Annotated in this window: 8 protein-coding genes; all 8 read left to right on the top strand. The window is 60.6% G+C overall.

What is annotated here, in order from left to right; translation table 11 throughout:
* Positions 1-897 precede the first annotated feature (897 nt).
* Positions 898-1,950, top strand: coding sequence for a glycosyltransferase (locus ASF20_RS23675; RefSeq protein WP_082501510.1), 1,053 nt, complete (start codon positions 898-900; stop codon positions 1,948-1,950).
* Positions 1,947-2,543 carry a CatB-related O-acetyltransferase gene (locus ASF20_RS21605; RefSeq protein WP_056219716.1) on the top strand — a complete coding sequence of 199 codons (597 nt, stop codon included), beginning with the start codon at positions 1,947-1,949 and terminating at the stop codon, positions 2,541-2,543. The genes ASF20_RS23675 and ASF20_RS21605 overlap by 4 nt, the downstream gene beginning before the upstream one ends.
* A gap of 137 nt (positions 2,544-2,680) precedes the next feature.
* Complete coding sequence (locus ASF20_RS21600) at positions 2,681-3,688, top strand: glycosyltransferase family 2 protein (RefSeq protein ID WP_056277887.1); 1,008 nt, start codon at positions 2,681-2,683, stop codon at positions 3,686-3,688.
* A 152-nt stretch (positions 3,689-3,840) separates the two neighbouring features.
* Positions 3,841-6,084: a Wzz/FepE/Etk N-terminal domain-containing protein gene (locus tag ASF20_RS21595; RefSeq protein WP_056219720.1), complete on the top strand. Its 2,244-nt coding sequence runs from the start codon at positions 3,841-3,843 to the stop codon at positions 6,082-6,084.
* Between the two features lie 129 nt (positions 6,085-6,213).
* Positions 6,214-7,605, top strand: coding sequence for an oligosaccharide flippase family protein (locus ASF20_RS21590; RefSeq protein WP_210166850.1), 1,392 nt, complete (start codon positions 6,214-6,216; stop codon positions 7,603-7,605).
* Positions 7,602-9,044 (top strand): hypothetical protein, encoded by a 1,443-nt coding sequence (locus ASF20_RS21585; protein WP_056219727.1) that lies wholly within the window; start codon positions 7,602-7,604, stop codon positions 9,042-9,044. The genes ASF20_RS21590 and ASF20_RS21585 overlap by 4 nt, the downstream gene beginning before the upstream one ends.
* Before the next feature lie 346 nt (positions 9,045-9,390).
* On the top strand, positions 9,391-9,999 hold the full coding sequence (locus tag ASF20_RS21580) for an SGNH/GDSL hydrolase family protein (protein ID WP_056219731.1): 609 nt from the start codon (positions 9,391-9,393) through the stop codon (positions 9,997-9,999).
* Positions 10,000-10,677: 678 nt separating this feature from the next.
* The coding region (locus ASF20_RS21575; RefSeq protein WP_082501506.1) for a M10 family metallopeptidase C-terminal domain-containing protein at positions 10,678-12,499 on the top strand (1,822 nt) is incomplete at its 3' end.

Raw genomic sequence — 12,499 nt, 5'->3', positions numbered from 1 at the left:
CAGGTGCAGGACCAGAGCCGATCCGATGAAGCCGCAGCCGCCCGTCACCAAGATGCGCATGGGTCGTTTTTTCCTCTCAGACCGATCCGGTTGGGAGCATAACCCGATTTCCAGGGCTCGACTGCCGTCGATTGTCTGACGGAATCCGCATCGGTCGGCGACATCTTCTCAGCGAAGCTCTATCATGCCCGTCTTATGGTTTCCGAATGTCTATGCAGACAAGGCATCAAGCTGGAACGGAGACAAACGGCTCGTTGGAGCTGGGTCAGAAGAATTGATGATGGGGCGAGTTGAAATTGAGAGAGTGCTCTATTCCTTCAGATAAGGGCTTGCGTACGATGGGAGAATAGAATTTTTCCGCCGTCAGGCATGAACGGTTCGGATCGTCCTGTGCTCCGGGGCCGGAATTTTGTTGGGTCTGTTGAGATCCTAACACTAGCACCGTCAGCAAAAGCGATGCCAGCTTGAGCTGCACAGCAACCCGGACGCCGGAATTCAGAAGGAATATCAGAGAGAACGACGCTGGACGGGCTCGGCGCGCAGGGCGTTGATTCCGCTCATCGGGCAAGGAATTCAGTCGGCTGGACAGAAGCGAGAGGCGATATCTATTGCCAAAGATCCTAGACATCCAACCGCCAATTCCGCAAAAATTGCTAGAGTATGGCACCCAATTCAGACAAGCATATTTTTATTAATAGCATAAGAATAGATATGATGCTGACTACTCCACCAGAGTTTAATCTCGATCCATTAGTCCACTTTTCACACGGCATTGACTTTTGTTTAAGCGGCAAATTTTGACATCAGGCGCGAGCCGTGTAGGAGGCAGTAGAGAATTTTCGGGCTGAAATGACCAAGTACGTTTAAACGTCTCTTTCTCAAGCTGGAGCAAGGCGCATGGAGGCGCTCATTTTAAAAGCACCGGATTCTGAGCAGAGCATCCCTAAACAGATTTATATCGTTTGGGCGAAATATCAGCGTCGCCCGACATCGATGGATGCTTATTTTGGTTATCGCGTACATTTCGTGCCGCCTCCATTTGCACGCTGGACGGCATTAAAAATTCTGATCGGATATCCGCTTCAAGTCCTTCAAACGGCCAGAATTGTGCTGATGGGGAAGCCCGACGTTGTCTGGGTGCAGCTACCTCCGAATTTTCTCGTGCATCTCTGCCTGCTTCTACGCCTTTTATCGGTGAAGAAAGGTCCCCGCTTGGTTGCCGATATTCATAATTCCGCGCTCGCCGCTCCCTGGCTGCAGGTTCCATTCACGCACCGTCTGATGCGAAGCTTCGATTTGGTCCTCGTCCACAATGAAATCATACTCACGACAGCACACGGCCTCGGGGTCGATAAGCGCAATTTGAGAGTGCTCGAAGATCGCTCTCCCGACTACCAAACGGTCTCGACAGCCCCACCTAGTGGACGCCCGTGCTTCGTCATGCCCTGTTCGTTTCACAAGGACGAACCAGTGCGTAATGTGATCGAGGCCGCACGATTGTTGCCCGACTACGACTTCAAGATTACCGGTCTGAAATCCCGCGCAGCTCAGCAGGGATTCATGGATGCTCTGCCAAGCAATGTCACCTTCACCGGATTCCTGCCCGTGCATGCCTACGATGCACTCCTCGCCCAGGCATCCGGAATCCTGTGCCTGACGACCATGGACGGTGTTTTGCTCAGTGCGGGGGGGGAAGCGGTCGGCGCAGGGAAGCCGATGATCGTCAGCGATTTCCCGCTTCTGCGGAGCCTGTTCGGCTCCGCCTGCTTTGTCGACAATTCGGTCGCAGGCCTGATGGACGCTTGTCAGACCATTGCCGGCGACTACGCCCGCTTCGCGGCTCAGACTGCGCATCTCCGGGACAGCGAAGAACGCAATCAGCGCTGGCTTTCGCAGGCAGCACCGATCCGACAGTTCCTAGTGGCTTCCGAGCCTGGATCCCAGCTATGACCATCATCGACAAAATCCGAGAGCGCCTGCTGCTTCGCCGCGAGCGTCAGAACGAGTACGAAAGCCAGGCACTGCGCCGTCACTTTGCATCTCGCTACGACATCACAATCGGACTTTACTCTTACGGCTGCTTCGATCGATGGCGGATTCCGCCCGGTTCGGTCATTGGCCGATACTGCTCGATTGCAAAAACCGCACGCATTCTCGACGCCAACCATCCCATCGATGCCTTGTCCACCCACCCCTATTTCTATGATCCCAGCTTCGGCATAGTCCGGAGCGATCGAACGGTGAAGACGCGGATTGTCATTGAGGATGGCGTCTGGATCAGTCACAACGCGACGATCACACCGGGATGTGGGCGTATCGGGCGCGGAGCGATCATCGGTGCCGGCGCGGTCGTCACGAAGGATGTACCTCCGTATGCCATCTTGGCCGGCGCACCGGCCCGCGTCGTCCGCCTGCGCTTCTCGCAAGCGACCATCGATCGGATCGAGGAGAGCTGCTGGTGGGAGTTGGACAAGACAGCCTTGTCCCAACTGGTTGCCGAGCGCCCGGACTTCGTCTTCGCACCCGCATCCGCCGCGGCATGATTCTCGCCCGAGACGGGTTTCGCGGCGGAGGGTCCCTTCGAGGGATCGCTTAGAAAGCCTCGGGCAGGACCTGCCCACCGCGCGAGGGGTCCTCGTGGCGAGGACGCCGCAAGCTAGAATGGGGAATTGAAAAAGCCGTGAGCTACTGCGCGATCGTCATCGTTGGTTTCCGCTGTCCAGACGACATCGTCGGATGCGTCTCCAGCCTGAGGGAAATGGACGGCCCAGACCATACGATTCACATCTGCGAGAATGGCGGTGATACGGCTTTCGCAGAGCTGTGCGCTTCCCTGCGTCCACTCTGCGAAGCCGACGCCTCTGCGCCGGACTTGTCGAAGCGTGGGCTTGCCACGCGCGTCCTCACTCTTTCGGATGGCAAGACTCGCATCTTTGTTCATCGGGCGCCGGGCAACCTCGGCTATGCAGGTGGAATCAACGCCGTCTTGGACCATCTCGCCTCGGACCCGGACTGGGATGCGATCTGGATCCTCAATCCGGATACGGCGCCCGAGCCGGCGGCTTTGAAGTCCCTGAAGGCACGGGCGGCACAGGGTTCCTACGGCGTAGTCGGAAGCCGCATTGTCCTGACTCACAATCAGCGCATCCAGATGTACGGGGGCCGCTGGCGCCGTTGGATTGCACGCGGTTGGAATATCGGGCTTGGAGAGCCGGCCTCCGCCACGCCGGACATCGCACAGGTCGAAGCCGAGATGCAGTATGTCTGCGGGGCCTCGATGTACGTCATACGGCCGTTCATCGAGACCGTCGGCCCCATGGAGGAGGGCTATTTTCTCTATGCCGAAGAAGTTGACTGGTGCCTGCGGCGAGGCAGCTTCAGGCTGGGCTACGCGCACGAGTCCATCGTCCACCATCATCATGGCGCCACGATCGGCTCGAATCACAGCCGGAAGGCACGTTCCAGCTTCTCCGTCTTCCTCGATGAGCGAAGCAAGCTGCTCCTCACACGACGGTTCTACCCAGGAATCTTTCCGCTCGTGGCCGTCTCGACGCTCCTCCTGACGACACAGTATGCTGCCCAGGGAGCGTACAAGAATTTCGGCGTCGCGCTGGCGGGCTGGTTCAGCGGCCTCAAGGGTGACACCGGCTTTCCGGCAAAATTCGCCCCTCCGCCGGCGCGCCCGTGAAAAGGGTCGAAATGGGGCTGTCGCGGTGCAAACTCGACGTTTGCAACGCAGCACGGCCTTCAAACAGACATCCTTTCGGCTATGGTGGGGTCGTCCGTCGACGCTGGCCGGGGCGAAACATCCGGTAGTCGCGAAATGGATTACGGTGACTGATGATTGAGACGAATGTCGGGTATGCGGTTCCATTCCCGGAACGGCCGACTCTGGTCAACGAGATCCGCGTCGTCTTGTCGATCCTGCGCCGGCACCTTCGCCTTATCCTGGCCCTGACGCCGATCGGTCTGTTCGTGGGCTACGCCGCAAGCTACCTCGTTACGCCGACCTATCAAGCGACGGCACAACTGTCTCTGGATCCGCGACGCGTCGCGATCGCTCAGCCGGTCAATGCTCAGACGCAGCGCCGCGACGAGCCGATGATCGACTCGGGACGTGCAGATACGGAAGCGGAAACCATCAAGTCGGAAAGCGTGGTCCGCGGCGTGGTCACCTCCCTGGACCTGCAGAACAATCCAGAGTTCACACAGGCCTCCCCAGGGCTGATCGCATCGATCAAGGGTCTCTTCTCCGAGGACGCGCCGCCTCCGGACGAAGAGGACCGCATCGCCAACACGATGATCGCCGTCTCGAAAAGCCTCAAAGTCGATCGGGTCGACAAAAGTTATTCGTTCACGATCTCATACGACGCTCGCAACCCGGATCTGGCTGCGAAGATCGCGAACGCTTTTGCCGAAGTCTACATCAAGAAGCAGCTCGATGCGGATTACGAGGTCACACGGCAAGCGGTCACGTGGCTGAAGGCCAGGACCGACCAGCTTTCTGATCAGATGCTCAAGGCTTCGCGAGCTGCAAGCGAGTACCAGAGCAAAGCAAAAATCGCGCGCTCGGATGGAAAGCTCGTCGACGAGCAGCAACTGCAAAATCTCAGCACGCAACTCGCCGATGCCGCCTCCCAGCGGGCCCAGGCGAAAGCACGCGTTGATCAGGCCATGAACTTCTCGCCTGACTCGATTGGTGAACTGACGGTCACGGATGCGCTGCAGAACACCGTCATTTCGAAGCTTCGCACACAGTATCTCGATCTGGCAAACAAAGCCGATTCTCTGGCATCCCGGTACGGCGAGACCCATGCCGCCGTCATCAAGCTGCGGGCCGATGCGAAGGCGATCCAGGACTCGATCCGCAAGGAGCTGCTGCGTTACCAGGAAAGCTACAAGAACGACTACGATGTCGCCCTGGCGCGTGAGAACTCGATCAAGACCAGCCTGGCCGAGCAGTTCGAGCGTGCGGCTGCGACGGGCGAGGCACAGGTCAAGCTCAACGCGATGGAAGCGCAGGCCCAGTCTTTGAAAGCGTCCTATGACGGTTTCATGCAGCGCTACAACGATGCTCTGCAACGTCAGAATTTCCCGATCAGCGAAGCGCGCGTCATCGGCGCCGCCGCCCCGCCGTCGCTTCCGAGCAAACCCAAGCGGATCCTCTTCGCGGCCGGTGGTGCAATCCTGGGCCTTTTCGGAAGTCTGACGGGCGCCCTGACCCTCGAACTGATGCACCGGAAGATCAGGACGCGTTCCGAAGCGGAGGCAGCCTCGGGCATCGAATGCTTCGGATACGTTCCGCGGGTTCAACCGAACGGGCAGCGGCGTGCCCCCGCCGGCTGGCGGATGCCACTCGACTTCGCCGCACGCAATCCCTTCACGATTGCAGCGGAGACGCTCCGGATTGCGAAGACGACGATCGATCAGCGCGAGAACGAAGCGGGCTGCCCGGTGATTGGTGTGATCTCCTGCGTCCCCGACGAGGGAAAGACCACCCTCTCCGCCAACCTGGCCTTCGTGCTCGCTCAGAACGATCGGCGCGTACTTCTGATTGACGGCGACATGCGCAATCCGAGCCTCTCCAACGCGATCGCTGCGCCGCAGGGCAGCGACCTGCCCCACGGTACGGTCGTCACGGCTGCACCGATCTCGCTTGTCCGTCGTCCGGATCTTCCCTTCGACTTCATTCCAGCCCTGACAAGCACGCGGCCGGAGTTCGGCGACTACCAGAACGCGACCGGCGGGACGCGGAATGGCGTACCCGTGACGAGCCTCGAGTCCGATTACTTCCGTGAACTGATCGATAAGGCCAGGGCACATTACGACTATATCGTCGTCGATCTTCCGCCGATCGTTCCGCTGTCGGATGTCCGGGCGGTCTCAAGCTCGATCACCAGCTTCCTGCTGGTTCTGGCATGGGGCAAGAGCGACCCGCAGATCGTCAGCGAAGCGCTGGAATCGATCCCCGGGATATTCGACAAGCTGACGGGATCGATTCTCAATATGGCCGAGATGAAGGATTTGCCGCGATACGGTGAGCGCGTCTCGACCTATTACAGCTCCAAGTATTTCTCCCATTAAAAGGTAGCGTGCGTGGTCACGCTTGCCGGTTGATCTCAGAGGCAGCGACCGATGCGCCTGGCGGCCATATCCAAGGCGGGGGCGCTGGCAGTCCTCGGAGCAACGGAGATAGGCGTTCCATTCGTGAGGATGATCATCCTCACGCGCATTTTGGGACCCTACGAATTCGGCTTCGCTGCCGCGCTGACCGCGAGCTACGGTGCGGTCGAACAGATCACCGATACGAGCCTCTATCGTTTCGTTCTGGCATCCCCCCGGGAGCGCTACGAGGAGGCTCTTGCCACGGCGCATGGCATTGCCCTGGTGCGCGGCATCCTGGTCGCACTGCTCATCCTGACGCTGAGTTATCCAGTCGGTTGCGGCATGGTCAGTTGCGGGGAGTGGTCAGGCTTCGCCTGGCTCGCGCCACTGCCTCTCATCAAGAGTCTCGAGAACCTCGAAGTTCGCGTCTACGAGCGGGACTACCACTATAAGCCGCAACTCGCAGCCTCGATCCTGTCTCACGGCTGCGGTATCGCCGCGATGCTCGTCGTCGGCACCCAAACCGGGACACATCACGCACTTCTGGCCTACCTGCTCGTTCAGGCCTGCATCAACGTGGCCATGACGCATCTGTTGGCTCGGTCGCAGTTCGCCGTCATCCTGCGCGGCCCGTTGACGGGTCAGGCACTTCGCTACTCCCTGCCGTTGATCGTGAACGGCATGGGGAACGCGATCATGACCCAGGGCGACCGTCTCCTCGTGGGGGCGATGCTGGGGCTGCAGACATTGGGTCTCTACGCGGTCGTGATCCTGACCTCGTATGTCCCGACATCCGGCCTGTTCCGCCTTCTGGGGCCCATCCAACTGGCCGGCCTCGTCAACGCCTCGACGCAGCCGAGCGTGTACGCCGCCAGGCTCCGCCTCTACGCGCGGGCAGTCCCGATCGTCGCAGCCATCTACGCGTTGGGTTGGGAGGTCCTCGCCAAGAGCTTCCTGCCGGCCATCTTCGGTCCGCGCTTCGTGGCGTCCGACCTGACGATCCTGCTGGTTGGCCTCGTCGTTTATCTGAGAATCTGCCGCACGGAGCCGGCGACGTCTGTCCTCCTGCAGACCAGTGGAACCGGACAACTCGCGATCGCGAATCAGATGCCGATGCTGGGCCTCGCGCTCGGGGCGCTGCTCATGTATCTGCGTCCACAGCTTGAATCCCTTCTGGTTGGGATGACCATCGGCGAACTCATCGCGTTCGGCGCCGCGCTGTACATCGTACGGTCAAGACTGGGTTCCGCCTGGCGAGATGCCGTCATCTCCAGTGCAGTCTTCATCGTCCCCCCCCTGGTCATCGGTCTCCTGTTTGCAACGATTGCCGCTCTCGATCCGCTCTCGTATCGCATCTGCATCGGCCTGAGTTGCGGCATCGTGATCGCCGGCGCAGCCTGGATCCTCCTGGCGCAAACCGCTCGGGACGGCTACCTTCGCGCGCGCGCACCGATCGGACCGGCAGCAGAGGAGGCTGGTCGAGGTCAGGCAGCAGAATGAGTGCCTTCACGCGACGCATGGCGGTTACCCGGACGATCACCCCCGGACTGCGTCGGCTCGCGGCGCGGAATGCCCAGAGCCGCTATCGCACGAACACGCGGCTCGCCTATTGGGTTGCCTGGCTCTTTCCGGGCTTCCTCTTCGCGCCCTCCTCGCTGACCTTCGTCACGGGCGCTCTGACACTTCCGCGTCTGACCCTGTTCGCTGCGGCTGTGCCGGCCTTTCGCGAGCTCTGGCGCAAGCTCACGACGGGCGGATACATTCCGATCGCGTCCGACGTTCTCGTCCCTCTGATGTCCTTCTGGATGTTGTTGACCCTGGGTATTTTGGAGGGGGTGAAGGGGCTTGTGGGCTACGGAGCCGTTGCGGCGATCGAATTCACGCTCGCCTACGTCGTCGCCCGAGTCTTCTTCGGAACGACCTCCGGCTTCCAGCAGATGATCCGTGTCCTCCGATTCGTTCTCGTCCTTCTCGTCATCACGGCCGTTCTCGATACCCTGACCGGCCAGCATTTCGTCTGGACGATTGGCCGGATTCTTTCGCACGCACCACTCGATGACGTTCCTGCACGGCGCTTCGGACTGGTACGCGCCCAGGGATCTCTCGAGCATCCAATCCTGTTCGGCGTATTCTTCGTCGTATGCCTTCTAATGATCGGGCATTCCGCGATGCGGACGAGCGAGAAGGGATTGTGGATCACGGTTTGTCTGCTTGGCGTGTTGCTGCCACTCTCGTCAGCACCCTTGTTGTCGCTGAACATGTCGATCGGCACGATCCTTTTCCTCCGGGCATTCGATCGCTTTCCGTGGCGGATGGTGGTCTTGCTCACCACGGCCCTGTTCCTGCTCACCACATTCTTTGCGCTCGTCGATGATCCGCTGACGACGCTGATCCGCAATCTGACGTACGATCCGCAAACCGGCTTGTTCCGTGTGCAGATCTGGCAGTGGGTCGGTCTGAACGTCGCCCGCGCCCCCTGGATGGGGATCGGCTTCGCCGACTGGCTACGCTCCGACGACATGCCGCCGAGCATTGATTCCCTGTACCTGATTCAGACCATCCGGCACGGTTTCCCGGCCCTAGTGCTCCTGATCCTGTCAATGCTCTCGACGGGCATCACGATGCCGCTGAGACCTCAGATCCGCTATCCCAATCCCCAGATCACGATTCTCCGCCAGGGCCTAGGAATCGTGATCTTCATCATCTTCTTCAACGCCTTCACGGTGCACTTCTGGGGCGCGACTTGGACACTGCTCGCTCTGGTTCTGGGGGCGAGAGCGGGTCTGTCGGAAAGCCTGTACCTGCATCCGTCTGCGCGTGACGATTCTCCGCCGTCGGCTCTACGACCGATGCGTCGCACGTGGCGCATGGCCCGTGCGTGGGGCAGACCTCCGCGTCCGCCAGCGCGCCCGAATGAATTGTCCAACGGCGTCCGATGATGCTGGGCTGGAGCGATACATGTGTTGATGGGCACAGGGCGCGACGGGTCTGCTTCATGGTGCGCGACCGAATGCGGGCCACCAGACCCCGATTGTCCGGCTGGGCGATCGAGACCGGGCCCGCGAAGTCCGTTGACTTTGATCCCGGTTCTTGTCGAAGGCAGAGATAAGGCAAGTTTGCGCCGCCAGCATCCAGAGCCGGGGGCGCCTATCGGTAGTAGGTATCGTGAGCCATGAAATTGGGATCGCAGGCCCTCGCCCCGTAAGGAGGGCGCCTCGAAACACGTCTTGTCGGACACTGATGTCCTCGTGTCGGGTGAGCCTTTGGGCAGGAGTGATCGCAACGGTGCTGGTCGCGACGGTACAACCGAGCCGAAGCGAGGATCGCCCGCTCCGCATCGTCACTTTCGGCACCAGCCTGACGGCGCGCGGCGCATGGCAGGATGCGCTGGCTCGCGCCATTCAACCCTGCGTCGCGCGCCCCGTGGAGGTTGAGATCCTGGCCCGCAGTGGCGCCTCGTCGGCCTGGGCGCTCACCGCCGTTGCCGATGTCGTTGCATTGAGGCCCGACATTGTCCTCATCGAATTTTCGGCGAATGATGCCGCTTTGGATCGATGGATTCTGCCGTCGAAGAGCGAAGCAAATCTTCGGACCATCATCGCCCGGTTAAGGCACGGATCCACCGTGCCCCGTATCGTTCTCATGGCTATGAATCCGGTGATCGGGCTACGCGGTGTCCTCAGGCCTTTTCTGAACTATTACTACGATATTTACGCTCGCGTTGCGGCGCAAGAAGGCCTCACCTTCATAGACCATCGCCCTGGATGGCGCGCCTTGTCCGCGTCCGAACTCGCTGCCGCTCTCCCGGATGGGAGCCATCCCAGATCCGAGATTGCGACACGAATCATCGTGCCGGCGATTAAGGAAGCCTTGTTTCCGCACTGCGGCGCCTGATACCATTTTCGGTTGATCGCTTCGGTCATCTGGGTCGGAACGAACGCCCTCGCCCGTGGGGGAGAGGGTTGGGGTGAGGCACGTGCCCCCTCCGACATGGTCGCACTCTGGGCGATGTCCGCAACGCCGTCGCTGCTGGCGGGTTGGAATTCGCATCAGGTCCTCGAACCGGCCCTTCCCGATCCAGCGTCGGAACTCACCCTAGACGGTACGCGACGGCGGATTGCGCGTTGGCAGCGCCTGCCACGCGGCCACGATCCGCAGGTGCCACACGATCGTTGCCGGCTTTGGGCGCGGAGACGTCGCTCCCGGACTGCTGGGTGAATCCGCCCGCGCCACCCGGCGGCTTATCCCGTCCAGGTCCGCCTGCAGCACCGTGTCCTTCAGACGCACCTTATGACGCGTCCGATGTCGGTCGGTCCGCATCTGCTCTCCACGCCGCCCTGCCGGGGGGGGCATTCCTGTTTGTACGCGAGGGTACAGATGGGAACGACTGGCTGAGGAGCGCAAACCAGACCTTGGGAAGGATTGCTTAGGTATCTCCCCGGTTCGACAACGATACGCTGACTTGCATTGCATTTTATCGAATCATCACACGCGGACTTAGAGGGCGTTCGGCAAACGTGACTGCAGGATAAGTTCTTACGCCTCCTAAGAAAGAGGCAGCTAGAGGCAGTCATGCAGATCGCCAAAGACATCGCGAAAATCGTTTCTAATAATTCGCTGACTGGCATCGCTGGGGTTGACGCTCCTGTCGGAAACCCGCTTGGCTTATCGCAGCTGAAGAGCTTTACAACTTTGACCAGTGCCGACGGAATTTATTACAATAAGGCTCTCAACACACTCGTCGTAACCAAGTCTGGCGTCACCTTCGATGGCTACGATTTTCGCGGCGTCGCGATCATCGTGCAGGCTGACGACGTGACGATCAAGAACTCAAGCTTCGACGCGTCGGTCGGCACCTACTCCATCACTTCGGCGGCCGGAACGAAGAACCTTACGATCGACCGGTCCAGCTTTGACGGTCTCAAGCTCGACCGCGCTGGGTATGTCGATTTCGTGGTCTCGCGGGGTTACAACACCGTCATCACGAACAGCAGCTTTGTGGATGCGCCGAACGATGCGCTGAGCATTCAGAGCGGGACGATCTCGGGCAACTACATCGCGGGCGGGGGCTATGCGAGCGGTGCACATTCCGACGGCATCTGGATCCCCAAGACGATCGGCCCGGTGGTCGTGTCCGACAACGTCATCGACTGGCGCCCCAGCGCGGATGCCCGGGTCGCCACCAACAACGCCGTGCGCATCACCGGCGAGGCCGGCAACGTCTCGGACGTTCTGGTCAAGAACAACGTCATCCTAGGCGGCAGCTACAGCGTCCTGGTCTCGGATGGCGCGACCCAGACACACTCGGCAGCCCAGGTGGGCTCGATCACCGGTGTACAGGTCATCGGCAACGTCATCGATTACGGCCTGTACGGCGAACTCGAGCAGACCTCGCGGCCCAAGGACATGGTCTACGCCGACAACATGCATGCTAGCGGCCGCCCGGATGCCCCGGGCCTGGAAGCCGTGGGCGCCTTGCCCGACCTGTCGAGCCTCAACAAGATCGCCGCCGCCGCGCCCGGCGCGGCGATCATCGGCACGGCCAAGGGCGACTACATCCTCGGCGGCAGCGGCTCCAACTACATCGTCGGTGGGGCCGGCAACGATGTCATCGTCGGTGGCGGCGGTCGCGACTTCATCACGGGTGGCGGAGGCAAGGACATCTTCGTCTACAGGTCGCTGACGGACGATGGTGTCGACCGGATCTCCGACTTCAACCAGGGGCAGGATCGGATCGACCTCGCAGCGATCACGGGCGCCCCGAAAGTCCTCTCCAACTGGCAGTGGCTCGGTTCGGAAAGCTACACTGGCCACGCCTGGCAGCTGCGCTACACCTATGCTTCGGGCATCACCACGATCGAACTCGATGCTGATGGCGACTTGAAGACCGACTTCAAGTTGGAGCTGAACGGCAAGATCGCCTTGAAGACCAGCGATTTTATCCTGGTCGACCGAGCTGACCTGGTGCCCACCCTGACGGCTTCCAACGCGAGCCTGACCCTGAAGCAGGGCATCGGCGGATCCTTCGCCGTGTCGGCCTCCGATGGTGTGATCCCGCTCGCCAATCACGCGGCAACGGTTCTGAGCATCGGGGGCACCTCGGTGGGTACGGTCCTGAAGGGTCTGTACGGCACCCTCGTCATGGCTTTCGACGGCAGCTACGCCTACACGCGCACCGCCGGATCGCTTCCGATCGATGCGGTCGACAACTTCACCTACACCATCAAGGATATCTGGGGTCAGGTCGCCAGTGCGTCGCTCAACATCGCCCTGAAAGATCCGAACTTGGCACCGACCATTACCAACTCAGCCAACGCTGGCATCGTCGAGGGCACCGCGATCAAGCACGATCTGGCCGGCACGTTGGTTTATTCGGATGGGGATCTGGGGGACC

This window comes from Methylobacterium sp. Leaf88 (genome assembly GCF_001422795.1).
GTDB lineage: Bacteria > Pseudomonadota > Alphaproteobacteria > Rhizobiales > Beijerinckiaceae > Methylobacterium.
Note: the sequence above shows the minus strand (reverse complement) of the source record. Positions and strands in the feature narration are given on the sequence as shown.

Excerpts from the sequence above, each read along its gene's own strand:
- ASF20_RS23675 (WP_082501510.1), top strand. The coding sequence starts at position 898 with ATGGAGGCGCTCATTTTAAAAGCACCGGATTCTGAGCAGAGCATCCCT.
- ASF20_RS21605 (WP_056219716.1), top strand. The coding sequence starts at position 1,947 with ATGACCATCATCGACAAAATCCGAGAGCGCCTGCTGCTTCGCCGCGAG.
- ASF20_RS21595 (WP_056219720.1), top strand. The coding sequence starts at position 3,841 with ATGATTGAGACGAATGTCGGGTATGCGGTTCCATTCCCGGAACGGCCG.
- ASF20_RS21590 (WP_210166850.1), top strand. The coding sequence starts at position 6,214 with ATGATCATCCTCACGCGCATTTTGGGACCCTACGAATTCGGCTTCGCT.
- ASF20_RS21585 (WP_056219727.1), top strand. The coding sequence starts at position 7,602 with ATGAGTGCCTTCACGCGACGCATGGCGGTTACCCGGACGATCACCCCC.